Raw genomic sequence first — 21,590 nt, forward strand, 5'->3', positions numbered from 1 at the left:
CGCGCCCTTGCCACCCCGAGCGGCGGAAGAACACCGTGGCCGGGCGGGGCCGGGCGTGCTCGCGGATGGCCGGGCATGGTCGCGCTACCGAACACTTGCCCTTCACCTCCACCCTTCAGGGTGGAGGTGAAGGGCATCCTGCCCTCAGTGGCCCGGAGGGCCGCAGCGACAGGGCTAGGATCGCCTCATCCGATGACGGAGTCGTCGGATCTACCGCCGGACGGGCGGAAAGTGACGCCTGTGGAGGCCCCTGTAAGACCGATCTCCCCGGAGAGCGGCAAGGGCCGGTGAAGCAGGAACCCGAGGTGGCATCGCGTAGCGGTGCGGACCGGAATCTCCTGCCCTCGGGCAGGAGAGGGCGTCAATTGTTCTTGCCGTTGCCCTGGCCCTGGCCGCCGTTCGCCTGGCTGTTGCCGGCGGCGCCGGTGGCGCGCGCCGTGGCGTTGGCGGAGTTCGAGGCACCCTTGGCGGGCTTGCCGGAACCGGAACGGGTCGGGTGGCTCGGCCTGGCCGTCGTCCCCGCCAGTTGCCCGGAGCAGTAGGCGGCCACCTTGTCCGCACCGCCGGCCGCCACGACCAGTCGCTGCCAGGCCGTCGCGCCCAGCGCCTTGCCGTCTGCCTTGACCTGCTCGTAGGCACGGCAGTGGGCTTCGGTGTCCTTTGCCGTGGCGGGCCGGTCCGTCGGCCGGGCACCGCCCTGGGACGGTGACGGGGCCGCGCCGCCCGGCCGTTTCGAGGCGGCCGCCGAGGGGATCGTCGTGCCCCGGCCGGAATCGGATCCGGCGCCCTCGGTGGAGGAGCCGACGGAACCGATGGCCGCGACCGCCACCCCGCCCAGGGCGAGGCTGGCGAAGACCACACCGAACGTCAGTTTCGCCGGGCGCCGGGCCCGCCGCTCGGCTGCCGGGCGCCAGTCGTCGCGGCGCCGGGTCCGTGCACGAGGTGCGCCCGAGGCGCGGGCGGCCCGGAACGCGGCCATGGCCTGCTGCTCGCCCTGGGGTGCGGGATCGCCCGCACGGACGGCGGCGGCCAGTGCCGTCTCCAGCGGGGCGTCCAGTGCGGCGTCGTCACCCGCGGCCCGAGGGTCCGGCAGGGTGCCGCCGGGCCGCACACGGCGACGGCCCCGTGGCCCGTCGCCGCTCAGCCGTTCACCCATGTCCGTTTCCGTTCCTGTCCGACCGCTTCGTTCTGTCCGCTGTCCCGGATCCGGCGCCTGCCTGTCGATCCTGTCGCGGTTGTCGTTCATTTCGACTCCCCCAGCGTGCGGGAAGCCACATCCGTCACACCCTCCTCCGCTTCACCGCCGATGCCCAGCTGACGGGCGAGGCGTTTCAGGCCCCGGTGGGCGGCGGTGCGCACGGCGCCCGGACGCTTGCCCAGGACGCGCGCGGCGGCGGGACCGTCGAGGCCGACCACGACCCGCAGGAGCACGGCCTCGGCCTGGTCCCGTGGCAGTCCGCGGATCAGCTCCAGGGCCCACTCGGTGGACAGGGACTCCAGGGCCTGCTCATGAGTGTTGTGCGGGCCGGCCAGATCCAGGACGTCCTGGTCGGTACCGCCGGCCTGTGGCCGCACGCGCCGCCGACGCAGGTGGTCCAGCGCCCGGTGCCGGGCGATGGTCGCGGTCCAGCCGCGGAACCCGGCGCCGTCACCCCGGAAACGCCCCAGGTCACGGGCTATCTCCAGCCAGGCGTCGGACGCCACGTCCTCCGCGTCGTCACCGACGATCCCCCGCAGGAAGCCGAGGAGGCCCGGCTGCACGATCCGGTAGGCGATCGCGAAGGCGGTCTCGTCGCCGTCCTGGGCACGCGCCACCGCCGCGCCCAGTTCCCCGTCGTACTCCTGCACACGCCGGGTTTGCCCTACCTGGCCCAAGATTGCCCTCGTTCGCACCGATCACTGCCGAGTCCACGCCGTCCGCCGTGCTCCGGTCACACGACGGCCCCAAGGTGACCAGCGTGCGCGCTCACAGAAACGTCACAACGGCACAGGATCCCCCGCCGTATCAGGGGCACCAGCGGCACCGGGCAGCGCCCCAGGAGCCGGGTGACGCTTCGGCGCTCCCGTGCGCTCCCCCTGTCATGAGTACGTACCTGCGTCTGCGAGCGGTGCCCGCCCCGGCACTGCGGAACAGTCCGGCTTGGCTGGAGCGGCTTTTCGCGAGCGACGCGGATACCGCCCGCGGCCCGGCCGGCCGGTGCCGCGAGGAGGTGCCTGACCAGCGTTGTCCGGACGAATACCGGCTAGACGAATGCCGACGGGACGAGTGCTCTCTGGACGAGCGTTGTCTGGATCAGGAGCACATCTACACCGGCGCTGGGCCGGCAGGTCCCGGCGACCGGCCCCAGGCCCAGGTGGTGCTCGGTGGCCGCCCGGTGTTCCGCACCGACCGGCGCAAGCCGCCGTTGCTGGTGCTCACGGCGGCCCAGGCCCGCCGGGTGGCCGGATTCCTGGAGCACGCCGACTTCGAGGCGCTGTGGGACTTCGCCCTGGGCGGGCTGCCGCCCCGCTGCGGCGGAATGACCCCGAAGCCCGGGACGCCACGCGCCCTCGCCCTGGCGCACCGTGAGTTGCGGGCGTTCTACGCGCACACCGCCGAGTGCGGGGACGCGGTGGTGAAGTGGCGGTCCGAGGCGTGCGCGAGGTCGGTCCCAGGCGGCAGGGGAGCTGCCGCGAGGCGGCGCGTGTGGGTGTCCGGAGGGGGACACGTGGCCGTCTGAGGCAGGAGGTGTAACAGTTTCGGCCACCCGCGCTCTTTCCATGCGGACGACCACGTCGGTCGTCACGGAGAGGGGCAGGACTCGTGCAGCGGACGAGTGACAGCGGCGCAGCGTACGGTCAGCAGCCGTACGGCCGCATCGGGTACGGGTACGCCCACGGCCACGAGGACACCGGCACCCCCGCCGGCACGGCCACGGTGGAGCCTGCGCCCTGGGCCGCCGGTGCCCCGCTCCTTCCCGGCGCGCCGGAGCGGGACTCTGCCCACGGTGACGTCATCGCCGTGCCGCCAACGCACCACGACGCCTCCGGCCGTCCCGCACATGAACCGGACGCACCGGAGCCGGACACACCCGAGCACGACCGGGCACGGCCCGTCTTCGTGGACGCCTCGGGGCGCCGCCAGCGCCGCGTGCGGCGCGTCGCACGGCTGCTGGTGATCCCCGCCGGCGCCTATGTCGCCCTGCTGGTCAGCACCTTGCTCGGCGGCCCCACCATCAGCGCTCCGTTCGTCCCGCTCCCGCTCCCGGACACCACGCACCCGGCCGCACCCCACAAGGCCGGTACCGGCTCGTCCGCCGGTACCGGTCAGCCGGCCGGGGGCACGGCCTCCGGCGCGGGGGACGCGAACTCCCTTCCCTCGGCCCCACGGGCCGCCGTCGGCCAGAGCGTCCCGCCGACGGCCGCGACCACCCCCGCGGCCACGTCCGCCGCGACCGCGCAGCCCGCCGGAACCACCTCCGCGACCCCCGGCCCGACCAGCGCCGCCAGCCCCACGGCCAGCCCCACCACCGGCGCCACCGCCACCGCCACCGCCACGTCCTCCGCCAAGGGACGCACCATCGCCGCCTCCCACAAGCCCGTGAAGTGATCCAAGGCCCTGACGTGACCGATCCGACCACCCTGACCGAGCCGACCGGTCGCCGCCGCCGCGGCCGCGGCCGCACCCGCCAGGTGACCCCCCGCACCCACTGGCTGCTGCTGTGCGTGCTCGTGGTGACCCTGTCCGCGGCCCTCCTGCTGCAGGGCTACACCCACCACATGTTCGGGATCACCTCGGACGACGTGACCGGCCCCCGCGGCCGTGCCGACACGGTGCCCGGGCAGGTGGCCCGCGGCGGCCCGGTGATCGCGGGCGCCGCCGGCTCCCCGCACACCGCCCGCCCGAAGGCCCGCACCATCGCCCTCACCTTCGACGACGGCCCCGACCCGGTCTGGACACCGCGCATCCTGGACGTGCTGCGCCGCAACCACGTGCACGCGACGTTCTTCGTCGTCGGCACCCAGGTCGTGGCCCACCCGGAACTGGTCCGCCGCATCGTCGCCGAGGGCCACCAGATCGGCATCCACACCTTCACCCACCCCGACCTCGCCCGCCTCGCCCCCTGGCAGCGGTCCCTGGAACTGCGCGAGACCCAGCTGGCGGTGGCCGGCGCGGCCGACGTCACCACCGCGCTGCTCAGACCGCCGTACTCCTCGCAGAACGACGCGCTGGACGACGCCGACTGGTCCGTCCTGAAGCAGGCCGACGCGGCCGGGTACGTCACGGTCCTCTCCACTCTGGACGCCGAGGACTGGCAGCGCCCCGGCACGGCCCGCGTCCTCGCGAACGCGACACCGCACGGCACGGCCGGGCAGATCCTGCTGATGCACGACGCCGGCGGTGACCGCTCCCAGACCGTCGCCGCCCTGCGCACCCTGATCCCCCGGCTCAAGGCACAGGGCTTCCGGTTCTCCACGGTCGGCGCCGCGGTCGGCATGGCCGGCCCCGTCCGGCCCGCCGGAACGGGCGACCACCTCCAGGGCATCGCCCTCATCAAGATGCTCCAGCTCGGCGACTGGACGATCCGGCTGCTCGGCGTGCTGATGTACGCGGCCGGCGCGGTCAGCGTGCTGCGCGCGGCGATCGTGCTGGTCGCGGCCCGCCGCCACCGCCGCCTGCGCAGGGGGCGCCGGGCCAGACCCTGGGGGCCGCCGGTGACCGAACGGGTCAGCGTCATCGTCCCGGCGTACAACGAGAGCGCCGGGATCGAGGCGGCCGTACGCTCCCTGGTCGCCTCGGACCATCCCGTGGAGATCATCGTGGTGGACGACGGCTCCACCGACGGCACCGCCGATCTCGTCGAGTCCCTGGGGCTGCCGGGTGTGCGGGTGATCCGGCAGCGGAACGCGGGCAAGCCCGCCGCGCTCAACACCGGCCTGGCCGCGGCCACCTGCGAGCTGGTCGTCATGGTCGACGGCGACACCGTCTTCGAACCCGACGCCGTCCGCACCATCGTGCAGCCCTTCGCCGACCCGCGCACGGGCGCCGTGTCCGGCAACGCCAAGGTGGTCAACCGCGGCGGGCTGCTGGGCCGTTGGCAGCACATCGAGTACGTGGTCGGCTTCAACCTCGACCGCCGTCTGTTCGACCTCGCCGAGTGCATGCCGACCGTGCCCGGAGCGGTCGGGGCGTTCCGCCGCCGGGCCCTGCTCGCCCTCGGCGGGGTCAGCGACGTCACCCTCGCCGAGGACACCGACCTCACCATGGCCCTGTGCCGGGCCGGCTGGCGTGTGGTGTACGAGGAGGGGGCGGTCGCCTGGACCGAGGCGCCCGCGTCGCTCGGCGCCCTGTGGCGGCAGCGCTACCGCTGGTGCTACGGCACCCTGCAGGCGATGTGGAAGCACCGCGGCGCGCTGGTGCAACGCGGTTCCGCCGGCAAGCTCGGCCGCCGCGGTCTGGCCTACCTCCTCCTCTTCCAGGTCCTGCTGCCGCTGCTCGCGCCCGTGGTCGACGTCTTCGCCCTCTACGGCCTGGTCTTCCTCGATCCCCTGCGGATCACCGCCCTGTGGCTCGCCTTCCTGCTCCTGCAACTGCTGATGGGCCTGTACGCGTTCCGCCTGGACGGTGAACGCCCGGGGCCGCTGTGGAGCCTGCCGCTGCAGCAGTTCGTCTACCGCCAGCTGATGTACCTGGTGGTCGTCCAGTCCGTCTTCACCGCCGTGTCGGGCTCACGGCTGCGGTGGCAGCGCATGGAGCGCTACGGCAGCCTGCGAACGCCGACGGACGCGCAGACACCCGGCGAGGACCGCCCGCCGCGGGTCCCCGCCTGAACCTGCCGCCCGGCGCGGGGTCCGGCCGAGTCCGCCGGACCCCGCGTCAGTGCGTGCCGGGGAAGATCTCCCTGACCTCGCGCAGCGCGTAGCAGACCAGCACGTAGCCCGCGGCCGGGTCCGCCCACCACAGGCCGGCCAGGGAGTTCAGCAGGAGACCGGTCAGCACGGCGGTGGCCAGCAGGCCGTCGACCAGGGTGACCCGGCCCTCGGCCCTGAGCACGGGGTTGTCCAGCGCGGCGCCCGTGCGGGCCTTGCCCGCGGCGAGCGCGAACATCGCCGCGGCCGTCACCGCGGTCCAGGCGATGCCCAGCGGCGAGTGGTGGGGCCGGAAGCCGGCGGCCAGCACCCAGGTGGACTGCACCAGGAGGTACACCGCCAGCAGTGCGAAGCCCGCTCCGATCAGCCGCAGCGCACGGCGCCGGCGGTCCTCGCCGGTACCGGACAGCTCCCAGATCACCACCGTGGAGGCGCCGATCTCGATCAGGGAGTCCAGACCGAACCCGGCCAGCGCCACGGATCTCGCCGCGACCGCGGCGCCGGCGAGCACCACGATGCCGATCACGTTCCAGCCGAGGGTGGCGTACTCCAGGGCGAGGCCGCGGCGGACGAGCGTCCCGCGGGTGGTGTCGTCAGTGCTGGTCACCGCGGGATCCTCGCAGACCCGCGGACGGATCCGGAAGCCGCTGCCCGTCACCGGGGCGGCTCCGTGGGCAGTTCCAGGTGGAGTTCGTAGCCGCCGTCGGGTGTGGGGCCGGAGGTGACCGTGCCGCCGAGGAGCTCCGCGCGCTGCCGCAGACCGGCCAGGCCGTGGTGGGCGCTGGGCAGGGTGAGCGGGAGGTGGGTGGGGGCGGTGTTGGTGACGGTGGTGCGCAGGGTGCCGTCCCGGTGGTGGATGTGGATGGTGGCGGTGGCGCCGGGGGCGTGTTTGCGGACGTTGGTGAGGGCCTCCTGCACGGTGCGGTAGACGGCGCGCTGGACGGTGGGCGGAAGGTTCTCCGGCAGGTCCGCCTTAAGTTTCGTCTCGATGCAGCTGGTGTCGACCAGGTGCCGCAGGTCGGCGAGGGAGGGCTGGGGGGTGAGCTCCGTGGGCCTGCTGCCGGAGGCGCGCAGCACGCTGACCATGTGTCTGAGTTCGTCGAGGGTCTGCACGCTGAGCTGCCGGATGGTGGCCGCGGCCCGTCTGGTCTCGGTGTCCCGGCCGGCGACCTGGAGTGCTCCGGCCTGTACGGCGATGAGGCTGACCTGGTGGGAGACCACGTCGTGCATCTCCCGGGCGAGTTGTGCGCGTTCTTTCGCGAGGATGCTCTGCGCGGTCAGCAGCCGCTCGTACTCGCGGGCCTCGGAGATCTCGGCGAGCCTGAGGGACAGGTCACGCCGGGCCTGGACGAGCTGGCCCAGGAAGACGGGGGCGGCCGCGGTGGCCAGGGTGTAGGTGAGGTGGAGGAGGCCGTCCGCCCCGGTGAGCTGGGCGACCCTCAGGGACGACCACGGCGGCCAGGCGAGGTAGTCGCCGACGGCGAAGAGCAGCGCGCACCCGGCCAGCAGGAGGCGATGGCGGCTGACCGAGGCGAGCGTGTACAGCGCGACCGTGATGGCGAACATCGCGTCGGTGATCAGGGCGGCCGGCAGCGTGAGGACGAAGGCCGTCAGCGGGAGCCTGCGGCGCAGCGTGAGCGCTCCGGCGGCGAGCAGCGACAGGGCCACGGCGGGCCGGTCCCCGCTGTCCACGTGCACCCAGGTGTCCGCCAGTGCGACGGCGGCCAGTGCGACGTCCAGGACCGCGGCCGGCGGTCTCGGGGCGGTCATCCGGCGTCCTCGGCGTCCTCGGCGTCCGGTGACACGAGCAGGCCCGCGCGCTCGGCGATCAGCGCGGCCTGGACGCGACTGCTGACCTTCAGCTTGCCGAACACCGCGCTGACGTGGCCTTTCACGGTGCCGGTGCTCAGATGGAGCCGTCTGCCGATGTCGTTGTTGGCCAGTCCCTCGGCCATGAGCACGAGAACGGCGCGCTCCCGCTCGGTCAGCCGGCCGGCGAGGCGTACGGCGGAGGGCTCGCGCCCGCCGGCGTCCAGGTAGCCGTCCACCACCGTACGGGTGACCTTGGACGACAGCGCGGTGCCGCCTTCGGCCAGCGTGCGCACGAGGTGGGGTAGCTCCTCGGGGTCGGTGTCCTTGAGCAGGAACCCCGCGGCGCCCGAGCGCAGGGCGGTGGCCACGTACTCGTCGGTGTCGAAGGTGGTGAGGACGGCCACCACCGGCGGATCCGGCAGCCGGCGGAGTTCCGCCAGGACGGTGAGCCCGTCGACGTCCGGCATCCGGATGTCCAGCAGGACCACGTCGGGCATCAGCTCCCGCACCGTGCGCACGGCCTCGCCGCCGGGTACCGCCGCCGTGACCTCGATGCCGTCCGCCGCGTTGAGGATGTGCGAGAAGCCCATGCGGACCAGGGCTTCGTCGTCGACCACCAGGACCCGGATCACCCGCGCTCCGCTCATCGCACCACCACCGGTGGATCCGTACCACCGGGGAGCCGTCCGCTGCCTGGCCGGTCGCGATTCCCGCCGGTTGGCGGGGGTGACATCAGCCGGTCGGCGGGGTGACTCAGGAAACCCGCCGGGCTGGATCGGGAGGCCCGACGGTGAACCATCGAGGCATGACGCTGAAAACACCGTCGGCGATGCCGGTGGAGGTGTCCGAGGAGGTGCCGGAGGAGTGCGCCGGGGCACGCTCCTCCCCCGCCGCCCGCACCCACCCGTCCGCCCCCTCCGGCGCGACCCGCGCCCGCTGCGCCGCTACCCCGTCCACGGGACGGCTCGTCGGCATCGATCTCGCCCGCGGCCTCGCGGTCTTCGGGATGTACTCCGCGCACGTCGGCCCCGACGTGACGGTGGGCGGCCCGGTGGGATTCCTGCTGGAGACGGCTCGGGGACGGTCCTCCGCCCTCTTCGCGCTGCTGGCCGGCTTCTCGCTGGTCATCATCACCGGCCGGCCACGCCCGCGGACCGGGCGGGCCGGCCGCCAGGCCGTGGCGCGGATCGTGATCCGCGCCGTGGTCGTGGCGGCTCTCGGCTACGCCCTGACCGCCCTGGACACCGACGTGGCCGTGATCCTCAGCTTCTACGGGCTGCTCTTCCTGGCCGTCCTCCCGCTGTACCGGCTGCGGGCGGCCACGCTCGCGCTGATCGCCGCCACGGGCGCGCTGGTCATGCCGCTGCTGCTCTACGCGATCAGAAGCTCGATCGAGCCCGGGGGCTGGGCGGACGCCGTCACCGCCCGGGATCCGCTGGCCCGCGTCACCGGTACGGACGGCTTCGTGGAACTGCTGTTCACCGGTGAGTACCCGGTGCTCACCTGGATGCCGTTCATGGTCGCGGGTATGGCGGTGGCCCGGCTGGACCTCGACCGGCCCGGCATCCGGTCACGGCTCGCCCTGGCCGGCGGAGGGCTCGCCGTGCTCGGCTACGGCGGCTCCTGGCTGGCCCTGCGTCTGGTTCCGCACGCTCTGTCCACCGTGGCGGCCGCCACGGACGGCGGGTCGGCGTCGTCCGCCTGGTGGTCGGACACCGTCGGCGATCCCGTGGCCCACCCTCCGGCCGCCTGGCTGCTGGTGGCGGCGCCGCACAGTCAGACGGCCTTCTCCGTCCTCGGGAACACGGGCGTCGCGCTCGCGGTGGTGGCCGGGTGCCTGGCCGTCGCCGAACGGATGCCGCGCCTGACGGGCCTGGCCAGGCCGGTCGCGGCGGTCGGCACGATGGCGCTGACGGTGTACGTCCTGCACATCCTTGCCCTCTGGTTCCTCGGTGGCGTCTGGCGCGTGCCGGCGATCGAGGACGAGTCCCTGCACGGGGGGCTGCCGGTACTCCTCGGCTTCATCGGCACGGCGATGCTGCTGGCCGTGCTCTGGACTCGCCTGTTCCGGCGCGGGCCCCTGGAGTACCTGCTGCACAAGGCCACCGAGCCGGCCCGCCGCATCAGGTAGCCGTCCCGGCACCCGGCGCCCCGGCGCACGGTGAACTGCCAGGAGGCCCGCGAGCGGACCGACGTCGTCGCCCGCCGCCTCATGGGCTCGGGGTGGCGTGCGGGGTGAACGGCCACCGACGTTCACCCGTACCCGCTGTCGTACGCCTGGCCGCCGGCCGCGGACAGGACCACCCAGACCGGAGACGGAGAGGTCACGTGCCACAGCAGCCACGAGCCCAGCACACCGCCCGTCCAGGCCCGACCAGTCAGCCCAGGACGTGAGGGACACCGCCCCCGCATCCCCGGACCACGGACACGATCCGTGCCGCCCGGACGCGCAGCGAACGCGGTCGACCAGAACGCCCAACACCGTCCGGGGCGTTCGGCTGAGCACGAGACCTGGCAACAGGACTCACTCCCACTCAGTCTCCAGGAACGGTTCCGGTGACACCGTCGATTCAGTCGTCGAGGAGGACGACCAACTCGTCGTGGAAGGCGAGGGTTTCCCTGGGGTCCTCGACGATCAGGGGGGGCGTGCAGGCCGCGGTCGAGTTGGACGCCGATGTGCGGGTGGCACAAGTACGTGCCCGTGAAGGCGGGGCCCCACGGCTACAAGATACCTCGGGGGGTATGTGTTCGCGGAAGCCCACGCCGACGCGGACGCCCTCGTGGCCGCCGGCCGGCTCGACGTGAGCCGGCCGGACGGTGGCGCACCGGTCCGCAATGGGCGGGCACGGGTCAGGACGCGCCGGTCGTCGTCTGGGCCGGCTGCGTGGTGGACACCGGGGCACCGGTCGAGGGCTGCGGTTGGTCGCGGGTGGAGTGTTCGACGGCGCGGGACGCCAGGGCGGAGATGCCCGGCAGCGCGTGGGCGTAGCCGGTTCCGAGCAGCAGGGCGGCGCCCGTCGCGGCGACGGCGGTCAGACGGGTCGTGGCGCCCACCCGCCGCAGGCCGCGTTCGCGCCGCCGCACGGGTTCGGTTTCTTGTGCGGGTCCGGGCAGGGGCATGGGTCGGCCTCCTTCTGGCGAAGGCGGTACCGCGAGGCGGTCGGTCGGGTCGCGGGCGCCGTGTCACCAGCTTGCGCCGTACCGCGTCGGAGAGCCGTTCGGGAAAGCTTCAGATGCGGCAAAGCCGGTCGGTCACGGCAACGGCCGCCGTGCGCCGCCCGGCCCGCGCTCGGTCCGGGATCCGTCCGCGTCCCCCTACGCTGGATGCCGTGGAACAGGAAACCGGCCCCCGCGCCGCGCCCGAAGCGCTCACCGTGCTGGTCGTCGAGGACGACCCCGGGCTCGCCGGGTCGCTGGTGCGCGGCCTGGAGCGAGCCGGGTACCGGGCAACCGGCGTCGGGACCGGACGCGGCGCGCTCACCCACGTTCCGCCGCCCGACGTGGTCCTGCTCGACCTCGGCCTGCCGGACATGGACGGGGTCGACGTCTGCCGCGCGCTGCGCCGCCGGTCGGACGTGGCGATCATCGTGGTGACCGCCCGCGGCGAGGAGGGCGACCGGGTCGCCGCACTCGACGAGGGCGCCGACGACTACCTGGTCAAACCCTTCGGGCTGGCGGAGCTGCTGGCGCGGATCAGGGCCGTACTGCGGCGCGTGCGGCCGTCCGGGCCCGAACTGCTGACCCACGGGCCGCTCGTCGTCGACCCGCGCACCCGCAAGGTGACGGTCGGCGGCGCGGAGGTCGCGCTGACTCCCAAGGAGTTCGACATCCTGCAGTGCCTCGCCGCCGATCCGGGCCGGGTCGTGACCCGCCAGGAGATCCTGGAACGCGCCTGGGACGCCCACTGGTACGGGCCCACGAAGGTCCTGGACGTCCACATGGCCGCACTGCGCCGCAAACTGGGTGTTCCCGGACTGGTCGAGACCGTCTACGGGCGCGGTTTCCGCCTCGGCGAAGCGGGCTGAGCCACCGTGACCCGCCGTATCGCGCTCAGCGTCCTCGCCCTGATCACCGCCGTCCTGGTGCTGGCGGTGGTGCCGCTCGGGCTGCTGATGACGCAGCGCGAGCAGACCTCGTTCCGGGCCGAGGCGGCCGCGAACACCAGGACGATCGCCTCCGCCGCCGAGGAGTACCTGTCCGACCACAGGTCGGACGCACCGGCGCGCCGCCTCGTCGAGGAGGCCCGCCGCAGGGGCGAATGCGCGGCCGTCTACGACAACGCGGGCCGTGTGGTGATCTCGGCCGGGTGCTCCGACGCGGCCGGGGACGACTCCGCGGAGCTGGCCTCGGCCGTGCTCGCCCACCCGGCCACCCGGGTGCACCAGGACGATCAGTGGCTGATCACCGCCGTGCCGATCGGCGACACCTCGGACGCCGTCGGGGTCGCCGTCCTCAGCCGCTCCGCCGATCCGCTGCACGACCGGATCCTGGCGATGTGGGGCTGGCTCACGCTGATCGGCGTCGGCGGCCTCGGCGCCGCCGTGCTGATGTCGGTCCTGCTGGCCCGCTGGGTCGGGCGCCCGCTGCGGGTGCTGGGCGAGGCCGCGGGGCGGCTGGGCGAGGGGGCGCTGGACGCGCGGGCGCCGGCCGAGGCGGGGCCGCAGGAGGTACGGCGTCTCGCGGCGACGTTCAACACGATGGCCGCGCGCACCGAGGCCCTGGTGCACGGCCACCGCGCCGTGGTCGCGGACGTGTCGCACCAGCTGCGCACCCCGCTCGCGGCGCTCCGGCTGCGCCTCGACCTGCTCGCCGCCGACGCCGACGGCGACACCGCCGCCGAGCTGGCCGACGCACAGGGTGAGATCGCCCGCCTGTCCCGGCTGGTGGACGGCATGCTGGCGGTGGCGCGCGCCGAGCACGCGGTGCCGCGGCCGGTCACGGTCCGGGTGGACCGCCTGGTGGCCGAGCGCGTCGCGGCGTGGGAGCCGGTCGCCGACGCGGGCCAGGTCCGGCTCGCCGCCGACTGCGCCCCCGGGCTGACCGCCCTCCTCGGGGCGGGCGATCTGGAGCAGGTGCTCGACAATCTGATCGCCAACGCCCTCGACGCGGTCCAGGCGGGCGGCCGGGTGCTGATCACCGGCAAGCGGCAGGGCGACACCGTCCGGCTGCGGGTCGCCGACAACGGTCCCGGGATGGGCCGCGTCGCACGGGAGAGCGCGTTCCGCAGGTTCGGCAACCCCGAGGCGAGCGGCACCGGGCTGGGCCTGGCCATCGTCCACCGGCTGATCACCGCCAACGGCGGCACCGCCGAGTTGCTGGACTCGCCCGGTGGCGGGCTGACCGTGGCGCTGTCGCTGCCCGCGGCACGGCGCCGACGCGAGCGGACCGGGGAGCCCGGCTCCGACGGTACCGGGACGAGCGGCGGCTGAGCCCCGCCGGCACCCTCCGGAGCCGAACCGGAACCCGTCCCCAGCCCCTCCCCTCTCACCAGGACATTCATCTCACCGCTCTGACCAGCAGGTTCGCCGATCTTTGCGGGTTGTGAAGGATTCCTGAACCGGATCCCGACAGATGCCTGCGCAGGCTGGAGGCCGGACAGTCACAGGCGTGGCCGCACGGTGCCGAGCGCTTCCCGGGCACACCCGCGGCCGAGGAGGAACCATGTCCCACCCCGACCACCGCACGTCGACCGGTGCCACCCGACGCCGTGAACGCGGCCTGCGCCGGGTCGGCAGCACCACCCGCTGGGTGGCCGCCGCCGCGGCGGCGGGCTCCGTCGTGCTCGCCACCGGATACGCGCACGCCCTGCCCGGGAAGTCCTCGGCCACGACCGGGAACACCTCGCACCCGTCGGCCCCCGCGCCGGACACACCCGCCGGCTCGCGGGCGCCGTCGCACTCGGCGGCCCCGTCCAAGTCCGCCAAGCGGACCACCGCGCCGCACCGGACCGCCTCGGCCGGCCACCCGAAGGTCCGCTCCGCCGCTCCCACCACACCCCCGGCACCGGCACCGGCTCCGCAGCCCTCGCACACCACGTCGGGTGCCTCATGACCCCCGCCACCGCGCATCCGGCCTCGGTCTCCTTCCGCGCCCTGGGCACCACCGCCTCACTGCTCGTCACCGACCCGGTCGCCATGGACGCGGCACGCCGGGTGCTCGACGCGGAACTCGCCGCCGTCGACGCGGCGTGCAGCCGCTTCCGGCCCGACTCGGAACTGTCCCGCGCCAACGCGGCGGCGGGGGCGGCCGTGCACGTGAGCGCCCTGTTCGCCGAGGCGCTGGACGTGGCGCTGTACGCGGCGGAGACCACCGACGGCGTCGTCGATCCCACCGTCGGGACCGCGGTGCGCGCGCTCGGCTACGACGTCACGTTCGCCGCGCTGCGCCCGCAGGACCTGGGCCCCCTGCGCGTCGCCGGACCGTCCGCGGGCTGGCGGGCGGTGGAGTGGGACCGGGCCGCCCGGCGGCTGCGAATACCCCGGGGCGTCGCGCTCGATCTCGGGGCGACGGCCAAGGCCCTCGCCGCCGACCGGGCCGCCGACCGCGCGGCCGAGGTGACGGGCCACGGCGTCCTGGTCAACCTCGGCGGTGACCTCTCGGCCGCGGGTGATCCGCCGCCGGGGGGCTGGCGGATCGCCGTCGCCGACGACCACGCGGCCACCGACACGGCGGGCGGGCCCACGGTGAGCATCACCGGGGGCGGACTCGCCACCTCCGGCACCACCGTGCGCACCTGGCGCCGCGGGGACCGGCGGGTGCACCACATCGTCGATCCCGTCACCGGTGACGTGCCCGCACCGGTCTGGCGGACCGTCAGCGTGGCGGCCATCAGCTGTGTGGCCGCCAACATCGCGAGCACCGAGGCCGTCGTGCTCGGCGACCGGGCCCTCGGCCGACTGCGCCGGGCAGGGCTGCCCGCGCGGCTGGTCCGGGTGGACGGAACCGTCGAACGGGTCTGCGGCTGGCCCGCGGACCAGACCGTGGAACACACCGAAGGAGGTGCCCGGTGACCGGTCTGGACACCCTGGCCGCGGCCGGCCCCAGCCCGCTCTGGTACGCGACCCGGGCGGGCGGCACCGTCGCCCTGGTCCTGCTCACCACGACCGTCGCGCTCGGCGTCGCCGTCGGCGGCCGCTACACACCGCGCCGGTTCGCCCGTTTCGAGGTGAGCGCGCTGCACCGCAACCTGTCGGTGCTGACCCTGGCCTTCCTGGCCCTGCATATCGTCACCGCGGTCCTGGACACCTTCGTCCACCTGGGCTGGCTGGTGACAGTGGTGCCGTTCACCGCGTCGTACCGGCCGCTCTGGATGGGGCTGGGCACGGTCGCGTTCGACCTGCTGCTCGCGGTCGCGGCCACCAGCGCGGTACGGCTGCGCATGGGGCAGCGGCGCTGGAAGCGCGTGCACTGGCTGGCCTACGCGGCCTGGCCGGTGGCGCTCTTCCACGCCGCCGGGACCGGCACCGACACCCGGCTCACGCTGCAACTCGCCCTGTACACCGGATGCGTCGCCCTGGTGGTCGCCGCCGTCTGGTGGCGGCTGTTCCGGGCGGGGCCCGGCCGGAACGCGGCGAGGATCTGGGCAGGGGTCGCCGCGGCCGCGATGCCCGTGGTGCTGGCCGCGTTCATGAGCGCGGGGCCGCTGCAACCGGGCTGGGCGCACCGAGCGGGCGGCGCCACCGCCACGAGCACGAGTACAGGCACCGGCACGACCACGAGCCCGAGCCCGAGCACCGTCCACCCGGCGCCCGCGCCGACGGCCGACGACGACGAGGGAGGCGACGAATGACCGACGCGACGACAACCCCGACGGACCTGACAGCCCTGACCGCCCTTCAGACCGGCGACGGCCGGGACGGCATGCTGGGCCCGTACGGCTCCCGGCTGCTCCACGGCTGGTACGACACCGGCCGCGCGGCCGGGCTGGACGAGCACCTCCGCCGGTACGGCCCGCCCCCCTTTCCGCGGACCGCCGCCGCGGCCGACCGGCTGGTGCGGGCGGTGGACGACGCGGGACTGACCGGCCGGGGCGGCGCCGCCTTCCCCACCGGACGCAAGCTGCGCACCGTCGCGGGCGGCCGGGGCACCGCCGTGGTGGTCGCCAACGGCATGGAGAGCGAACCGGCCAGCCGCAAGGACGAGACCCTGCTGGACCTCGCCCCGCACCTGGTGCTGGACGGCATCACGCTGGCCGCCGCCGCGGTCGGCGCCGACGTGGCGCACCTGTGTCTGCCACGCACCAGGCAGAACCAGGCACAGGCGCTGCGCGAGGCCGTGGAGGAACGCCGGCGGGTGGGTCTCGCCCCGGTGCCGGTGCAGGTGCACGAACTGCCCCACCACTACGTCTCCAGCGAGGAGACGTCGCTGGTGCGCTGGCTGAACGGCGGTGACGCCCGCCCGCTTGCGACCCCGCCGCGCCCCTTCGAGAAGGGTGTCGGCCGGCGCCCCACCCTGATCGACAACGTCGAGACCCTCGCCCACCTCGCACTGATCGCGCGCTACGGTCCCCACTGGTTCCGCGGCGCCGGACGCCCCGACGCCGCGGGCACCACGCTCGTGACCCTCTCCGGTGCGCTGCGCACACCGGGCGTCTACGAAGTGGAGATGGGGCTGCCGCTCGGCCAGCTGCTGGACATCGCGGGCGGGCCCGCGGAGCCGCTCGGTTCCGTGCTGCTGGGCGGCTTCTTCGGCAGCTGGCTGCCGGCCGAGCAGGCGGTGCGCGTCCCGTTCGCCAAGCAGGACCTGGCAGCGCTCGGCGCGGGACCCGGCGCCGGAGTGATCGTGGCGCTGCCCGCCCGGACCTGCGGTCTGGCCGAGACGGCGAGGGTGCTCGGCCACCTCGCGGCGCAGAGCGCGCGCCAGTGCGGACCGTGCCGGCTCGGGCTGCCGGCCGTCGCCGCGGACTTCGCGGACCTCGCCTGGGGCCGTGTCACCCCGGAGGCGGTACGGCGCCTGGAGGACCGGGCGGCGCTGCTCGCCGGGCGCGGCGCCTGCCGGCATCCCGACGGCGCGTCCCGCTTCGCCACGACCGCCCTGCGGGTCTTCGCCGACGACGTACGGCACCACCTGCGTCTCGGCCCGTGCGCATCCGCGGGCGACGAGCCCGTACTGCCGGTTTCGGACTCACCGGCACCGGACGACCAGGAATGGAGGTGACCGGCATGGCCGGCGCGCACTCCCTCGGAATCGACCGCATCGCCTGCGACGGCTACGGCATGTGCGCCGAACTGCTCCCCGAACTCGTCGACCTGGACGAGTGGGGCTATCCGATCATGGGGTCGGCCCCGCTCACCGGAAAGGCACTCGGGCACGCGCGGCGTGCCGTGGCCGCGTGCCCGGCACTGGCGCTGCGCCTGGACCGGCCGCCCGGTCCCGCCCCGGACCGGCGGTCGGCGCCACGGTCGTGAACGATTTCTTAACCCCACGTCGGACATACTCCTGCCGCTCCGGCGCGCGGCGTGGGAGCGGGCGGGACAGCGCCGCCATCCGGGCCGGGCGGGGCCTGATCATCAGGAGGACGGACAAGTGACCGTGATCGACGGCAGGACACCGGCCCACGACACGACCGAGCCGGACGGCCGGGCGGCCGGCGGCCCGGAAGGCAACGAGCGGCTGACCGCGGCGACCGGTGCGGTGCTGCTGCTCCTGTTCGCCGCCGAGGGCGTGACCATCCTCTTCCTCGGCCGGCTCCTCACCCTGCACTTCTTCATCGGGCTGCTGCTGACCGGCCCGGTCGTCCTGAAGATCGGCTCGACCGGCTACCGGTTCCTGCGCTACTACACGGGCGCGCCCGCCTACCGCCGCAAGGGGCCGCCCGCACCACTGTTGCGCCTGCTGGGGCCCCTGGTCGTCGCCACGAGTGTCGCCGTCCTCGGTACGGGGGTGGCGCTGGCCCTGCTCGGACCCGACAGCGGCCCGGTGCCGGTGCTCCTGCTGCACAAGGCCTCCTTCGTCTGCTGGGTCGCCGTGATGTCCGTGCACGTCCTCGCCTACCTGTGGCGCCTGCCACGCCTGATAGGCGCCGACCTGCGCCGCCGCCCGGCCCGGCACGGGACGCCCGCTCCCCGGCGCGCCGGGCGCTGGTCACTGCTGGTGCTGGCACTCGGCGCGGGTCTCGCCGTCGCGCTCGCCGGAGTCCATCTGGTCTCCGCCTGGACCGCGCGGTGACGGACCACGAGGAGACCAGACCGCCCGCACGGACCTCACGGCGGCCGCGACAGCACTGGTGATGTACGTCGACGGTGACAACTCACCGCACTGACACGCACTGACATCGCAATGACGCCGCCGGGCCGCGGCCCGCGAAGCGCCGGTGTGCTCCGCGGGCCCGACCGCGGCGGCCGGCCGCCCGGGGCAGCGCTGCCCTGACCTACCGGCCTCCCGAAGAGGTGTCACGGTCGTGGCCGGTGGCCGTCGTTGCGGCGGGGACGGGACCGCGCGGCGCCACCAGCCGGCCGGCGGCGGCCTGGCGGCGGGGCTCTCGGGCCGGCGCGGCCATGCCCGTGCGGTCCGCGGCGGCGTGCGCCGTGGTGGCCGCGGGGCCGCGGTCCCGCGGCCGTCCGCGGGAGGTGGCCGCCGGCCGCGTGCGGGGACGGATGAGACGGATGGGAAGCTCCGGCGTCCCGGCCCCGCGGCGGTCACGGCGTCACGGTCACCGGGACCGTGGACACGGTGTCAGGGGCAGCTGGGCTGGTTGACGCCGTAGACGATCCGGGTGCCGAGACCGGGCCACTCGGTGACCGTCCACAACTGGTGGTTCGCCCGCTGCACGTACAGGTCCTGGAGGCCGACGCCGCCCGGCAGGGACGCGGGCGTCCGGTTGGGCCGGTCCGTCACCAGCCAGCCGAGGTTGTTCTCGCCCCTGCTGCTGTCGAAGTAGTAGCAGCGGCGCGCGCTGTTGGTCGGGTCCGTGTACGAGACGCCGCCCTGCACGTTGGTGACGGGTTGCCGGAAGACCTCCTGCGCGTGGATGGTCCGGCCGGCGGTCCGGGACGTGATGTCGCTCGTCCGCCACCGCGCGAGACGCGAGTTGCACCACACCAGGACGCCGCCCTGCCGCCGGCTGCAGTACTCACCGGTAATGAACTGCCAGCTCGACGCGGACCGGTCGAGAGTGACGTAGTCGTAGCAGGCGCGCGTGCCCCGGTTGCAGGGCTGGGTCGACCCGGTGGCCCAGATACCGACCTGCGGCAGCACGAACCGGGACCCGGGAGCCCTCGGGTCGTCGGTCCGGCCCAGGTCGAGGATGTTCCGGGTGTCGAACACCAGCAGACCCCGGCGCGGGTCGGCGACGTAGAGGTAGTTGTCGCGCCAGACGACGCCGCCCGCGTGGGTCGGCAACGCCCTGAACCGGGCCGCGCCGGGGGCGAGCCGGACCAGCTCCACGTGCGCGTAGCGGCCGGGGGTGCCGGCGACGAGGAAGCTGACCCGGGAACGGGTGGGCGTGCTGTTGTTCGGCCGGTGCCCGTACCACGAGGTGAGGAAGACCTGCTTGCCGTCGACGGTGCCCCCGGGGTGTGCGTCCTCGCTGCCGCTCATTCCCTGAGGGGTCCAGGTGGACGACGCGGAGTCCACGTTGTCGAAGCAGTACCAGTCGACTGCCGCGACCGAGTTGCGCAGCGCACCGATCGTGCTGTTGGCCGCGGAGCACTTGCGGGTGGCGGTGTGATCGGTGTTGGCGGGGTTGCTGATCAGCTGGCCCGGCGTGAGCCGCGGATACGGGAACCCGGCGATGTTCGCGGCGCGCGGGTCAGGCTGCCACGTCAGGTGGAAGTCGGGTCTGGACGCGGGATCCGACACCATCGGCCGGGGCGCGGGCACCGGTGCGGCCGGAGCACCGGACCGCGCGTACGCGTCCGCCGGTCCGGCACAGAGGACGAGGGCCAGCGCGGCGGCAGCCAGTCGGCCCAGCAAGAGGGGAAGCACGAGAACTCCTTCTCCGTGGCGGCCTTCGTGGCCGCGAGGCATTGCCCGTTTCATCGCGCCGCCGCATCGAACGAACGACGCCGGGAAAACAGAGGTGCGTTGGTACGGCGCGCGGTCTGCGCGGAGAGTTTTGACAGCTCGGCGGCTCCTCGTGACATCTGTGACCGACTTTCACCCGTAAACAGCACTGGGGAGACCCGCGCCGCCTCCGGACGGCCTTGCGCGCGACGGCACAGGGCTGGTCACGACGGCCGGGTACCGGCGGAACGCCTCCTGGCCACCGCGTCCCGGCCTGGACGCCCTGGGCGCCGAGAGGAGAGCGGGCCGAGATGCGGCCTGGGCGGTGGCGGGCACGACGACGACCGGCAGGAGCGACAACAGCACGCTCTCTGCGATCTCGCGCGGTACGCGCACCCGATGTCTCCTCAACCGCGGCCGGTCCTGGGCACTCTTCGTGGACGGCGTTCATTCCAGCCGTTCGTCCGCACGGCGTCGCGGAGGCCGTCAGGGGTGACCACTCGGATGGCGGCGCGAGTACGCACGGGCAGTCGAACGGCGTTCCGGCACATGGCTGACCGCGCGTTCGCCCAGTCCGCGCCGGTTCGGCGCGGGACGTGCCGAGCACGGTGTCGAGGGCGGCGGTCAGTTCGCCGCCGGTCCGTCTGCGCAGGCGGTGGCCGAGCACCGCCCCGCCCGCCGGTGCCGCCGGAGCCGGCCTTCGGCGAGGACGGCGCGGGAGCCGGGACGGCCATGCCGGGAGCGCACGCGAGGAGCCCGGATTCCGCGGCCACCCGGATCATGATCGAAATGCGGTCGGCGGCACGCCCCTTGACGATTGCACCGTAGGGCGGAGCGCGCGGGCTGCCTGTGTCGGCCGAGCGCTTCGCCGAGTCATGCGTCGAAGAAAGAGGAAACCATGACGGCAGCGACGGAGACTCCCACTCGCGAAAAGGCCGGAGCAGGCCAGGAAGAGTTCGGCGAGGAATCCGCCTTCGGTCCGCTTCTGCTGGCGGCGTTGCTCGCCCGGCGTGAGGAGCGCGGCGAGGAGTCGATCATCGAGCACCCGCTGCTCCTGGCCGCGCTCGCGCGCCGCGGCGAGGAGGGTGGTGAGGAGTCGATCATCCAGCACCCCCTCCTGCTCGCGGCGCTCATGGGCCGCCGCCGTGAGGAGCGCGGCGAGGAGTCGATCATCGAGCACCCGCTGCTCCTGGCCGCACTCATGCGCCGCCGCCGCGAAGAGCGCGGCGAGGAGTCGATCATCCAGCACCCCCTCCTGCTCGCGGCGCTCATGCGCCGCCGCCGTGAGGAGCGCGGCGAGGAGTCGATCATCGAGCACCCGCTGCTCCTGGCCGCACTCATGCGCCGCCGCCGCGAAGAGCGCGGCGAGTCGCTGATCCAGCACCCCCTCCTGCTCGCGGCGCTCATGGGCCGCTGACCGGAGACAGCGCCGCTCTGCCCCCCGGTCCGGCAGCCGCCGGCATCGGGGGGCAGGTCCCGTACGCAACCGAAGACCTGAGGAAACACAATGGCAGCTGAGTCCGGCGACAAATCGGAACGGGACCCCTTGGGGAACTTCGTCGACGAGATCTTCGAGGAAATCGTGCGCGATGCCGGAATGACCCATACCGGCATGGGTGTCAAGCACGGAAAGGACCCACTGGCGGGAGCCCTGATGGAAGCCGCCGTGGCATTCCTTTCCCAGCCGTCCTCCCGTTCCTCGGAACTGGAACGGGTGCTGCTCGCGCAGACGCTCGCGACCGCACTGGCAGAATCCCTCGCGCCCGCTCTGGCAGATGTGCTGGCTTCGGAGATCATGAAGGTGCTGAACCACCACGCCGGCTCCCGGCGCAGCGGCGCCAAGGAGACCGTCGGAGGATCCGGCCCCGGCCACCGTTCTTCGGGCGGGGACGGGCGGTGACGGCCCGGTGACGCTGCCCGCCGCGGACGACAAAGCACCCCCAGGTCCACGACCTGGGGGTGTCCGCTGGAGCGGGTGACGGGAA

General features: G+C 74.1%; 21 protein-coding genes. 14 read left to right on the forward strand and 7 right to left on the reverse strand.

Annotated elements, in window-relative coordinates; translation table 11 throughout:
- Positions 1-361: 361 nt before the first annotated feature.
- Together LQ326_RS35840 and LQ326_RS35845 are read right to left on the reverse strand one after the other, a co-directional pair.
- Positions 362-1,156, reverse strand: a complete 795-nt coding sequence (locus LQ326_RS35840) for a hypothetical protein (RefSeq protein WP_234543245.1) — start codon at positions 1,154-1,156, stop codon at positions 362-364.
- A gap of 86 nt (positions 1,157-1,242) precedes the next feature.
- The gene (locus LQ326_RS35845) at positions 1,243-1,875 is read right to left on the reverse strand and encodes an RNA polymerase sigma factor (RefSeq protein WP_234543246.1); all 633 of its coding nucleotides are present in this window, start codon (positions 1,873-1,875) and stop codon (positions 1,243-1,245) included.
- A 335-nt stretch (positions 1,876-2,210) separates the two neighbouring features.
- On the opposite strand from LQ326_RS35845, the gene LQ326_RS35850 reads away from it, so the two are divergent.
- From LQ326_RS35850 to LQ326_RS35860, 3 genes are all read left to right on the forward strand, one after another.
- The gene (locus LQ326_RS35850; protein ID WP_234543247.1) at positions 2,211-2,720 is read left to right on the forward strand and encodes a DUF1877 domain-containing protein; all 510 of its coding nucleotides are present in this window, start codon (positions 2,211-2,213) and stop codon (positions 2,718-2,720) included.
- Positions 2,721-2,803: 83 nt separating this feature from the next.
- A complete protein-coding gene (locus LQ326_RS35855) occupies positions 2,804-3,589 on the forward strand; it encodes a hypothetical protein (protein WP_234543248.1) in 786 nt (261 codons plus the stop codon).
- A 14-nt stretch (positions 3,590-3,603) separates the two neighbouring features.
- Positions 3,604-5,811 carry a bifunctional polysaccharide deacetylase/glycosyltransferase family 2 protein gene (locus LQ326_RS35860; RefSeq protein ID WP_234543249.1) on the forward strand — a complete coding sequence of 736 codons (2,208 nt, stop codon included), beginning with the start codon at positions 3,604-3,606 and terminating at the stop codon, positions 5,809-5,811.
- Between the two features lie 46 nt (positions 5,812-5,857).
- On the opposite strand, the gene LQ326_RS35865 is transcribed toward LQ326_RS35860, so the two are convergent.
- Genes LQ326_RS35865 through LQ326_RS35875 form a run of 3 tightly spaced genes read right to left on the reverse strand, consistent with a single transcriptional unit; the run spans position 5,858 to position 8,294 of the window.
- Complete coding sequence (locus LQ326_RS35865; RefSeq protein WP_234543250.1) at positions 5,858-6,457, reverse strand: cation diffusion facilitator family transporter; 600 nt, start codon at positions 6,455-6,457, stop codon at positions 5,858-5,860.
- Between the two features lie 47 nt (positions 6,458-6,504).
- Positions 6,505-7,620, reverse strand: coding sequence for a sensor histidine kinase (locus tag LQ326_RS35870; RefSeq protein ID WP_234543251.1), 1,116 nt, complete (start codon positions 7,618-7,620; stop codon positions 6,505-6,507).
- On the reverse strand, positions 7,617-8,294 hold the full coding sequence (locus LQ326_RS35875) for a response regulator (RefSeq protein WP_234543281.1): 678 nt from the start codon (positions 8,292-8,294) through the stop codon (positions 7,617-7,619). Before LQ326_RS35875 ends, LQ326_RS35870 begins: the two co-directional genes overlap by 4 nt.
- 374 nt (positions 8,295-8,668) lie before the next feature.
- Here LQ326_RS35875 and LQ326_RS35880 point away from each other — a divergent pair, with 374 nt between their 5' ends.
- Positions 8,669-9,793: a DUF418 domain-containing protein gene (locus LQ326_RS35880; protein ID WP_234543282.1), complete on the forward strand. Its 1,125-nt coding sequence runs from the start codon at positions 8,669-8,671 to the stop codon at positions 9,791-9,793.
- A 719-nt stretch (positions 9,794-10,512) separates the two neighbouring features.
- On the opposite strand, the gene LQ326_RS35890 is transcribed toward LQ326_RS35880, so the two are convergent.
- Entirely contained in the window at positions 10,513-10,782 is a 270-nt protein-coding gene (locus LQ326_RS35890; RefSeq protein WP_234543252.1) for a hypothetical protein, read from the reverse strand.
- Between the two features lie 209 nt (positions 10,783-10,991).
- On the opposite strand from LQ326_RS35890, the gene LQ326_RS35895 reads away from it, so the two are divergent.
- The 8 genes from LQ326_RS35895 (at position 10,992) to LQ326_RS35930 (ending at position 17,829) form a co-directional block, all read left to right on the forward strand.
- Positions 10,992-11,687 carry a response regulator transcription factor gene (locus LQ326_RS35895; RefSeq protein WP_234543253.1) on the forward strand — a complete coding sequence of 232 codons (696 nt, stop codon included), beginning with the start codon at positions 10,992-10,994 and terminating at the stop codon, positions 11,685-11,687.
- 6 nt (positions 11,688-11,693) lie between these two features.
- Entirely contained in the window at positions 11,694-13,091 is a 1,398-nt protein-coding gene (locus LQ326_RS48445) for a sensor histidine kinase (protein WP_234543254.1), read from the forward strand.
- A gap of 232 nt (positions 13,092-13,323) precedes the next feature.
- On the forward strand, positions 13,324-13,713 hold the full coding sequence (locus LQ326_RS35905) for a hypothetical protein (protein ID WP_234543255.1): 390 nt from the start codon (positions 13,324-13,326) through the stop codon (positions 13,711-13,713).
- A complete protein-coding gene (locus LQ326_RS35910; protein ID WP_234543256.1) occupies positions 13,710-14,672 on the forward strand; it encodes an FAD:protein FMN transferase in 963 nt (320 codons plus the stop codon). Before LQ326_RS35905 ends, LQ326_RS35910 begins: the two co-directional genes overlap by 4 nt.
- Positions 14,669-15,451: a ferric reductase-like transmembrane domain-containing protein gene (locus tag LQ326_RS35915; RefSeq protein WP_234543257.1), complete on the forward strand. Its 783-nt coding sequence runs from the start codon at positions 14,669-14,671 to the stop codon at positions 15,449-15,451. The genes LQ326_RS35910 and LQ326_RS35915 overlap by 4 nt, the downstream gene beginning before the upstream one ends.
- On the forward strand, positions 15,448-16,818 hold the full coding sequence (locus LQ326_RS35920; protein WP_234543258.1) for an NADH-ubiquinone oxidoreductase-F iron-sulfur binding region domain-containing protein: 1,371 nt from the start codon (positions 15,448-15,450) through the stop codon (positions 16,816-16,818). The genes LQ326_RS35915 and LQ326_RS35920 overlap by 4 nt, the downstream gene beginning before the upstream one ends.
- 5 nt (positions 16,819-16,823) lie before the next feature.
- On the forward strand, positions 16,824-17,069 hold the full coding sequence (locus tag LQ326_RS35925) for a ferredoxin (RefSeq protein ID WP_234543283.1): 246 nt from the start codon (positions 16,824-16,826) through the stop codon (positions 17,067-17,069).
- A gap of 118 nt (positions 17,070-17,187) precedes the next feature.
- A complete protein-coding gene (locus LQ326_RS35930; protein WP_234543259.1) occupies positions 17,188-17,829 on the forward strand; it encodes a hypothetical protein in 642 nt (213 codons plus the stop codon).
- Positions 17,830-18,336: 507 nt separating this feature from the next.
- On the opposite strand, the gene LQ326_RS35935 is transcribed toward LQ326_RS35930, so the two are convergent.
- Positions 18,337-19,587 (reverse strand): hypothetical protein, encoded by a 1,251-nt coding sequence (locus tag LQ326_RS35935; protein WP_234543260.1) that lies wholly within the window; start codon positions 19,585-19,587, stop codon positions 18,337-18,339.
- 916 nt (positions 19,588-20,503) lie between these two features.
- Between LQ326_RS35935 and LQ326_RS35940 the strand changes: the two genes are divergently transcribed.
- Both LQ326_RS35940 and LQ326_RS35945 read left to right on the forward strand, forming a co-directional pair.
- Positions 20,504-21,022 carry a hypothetical protein gene (locus LQ326_RS35940; RefSeq protein WP_234543261.1) on the forward strand — a complete coding sequence of 173 codons (519 nt, stop codon included), beginning with the start codon at positions 20,504-20,506 and terminating at the stop codon, positions 21,020-21,022.
- Between the two features lie 90 nt (positions 21,023-21,112).
- Complete coding sequence (locus LQ326_RS35945; RefSeq protein WP_234543262.1) at positions 21,113-21,505, forward strand: hypothetical protein; 393 nt, start codon at positions 21,113-21,115, stop codon at positions 21,503-21,505.
- Positions 21,506-21,590: the final 85 nt, after the last annotated feature.

Origin of the sequence: Streptomyces shenzhenensis, from assembly GCF_021462265.1 — a bacterium.
In the GTDB taxonomy this organism is placed as follows: domain Bacteria; phylum Actinomycetota; class Actinomycetes; order Streptomycetales; family Streptomycetaceae; genus Streptomyces; species Streptomyces shenzhenensis.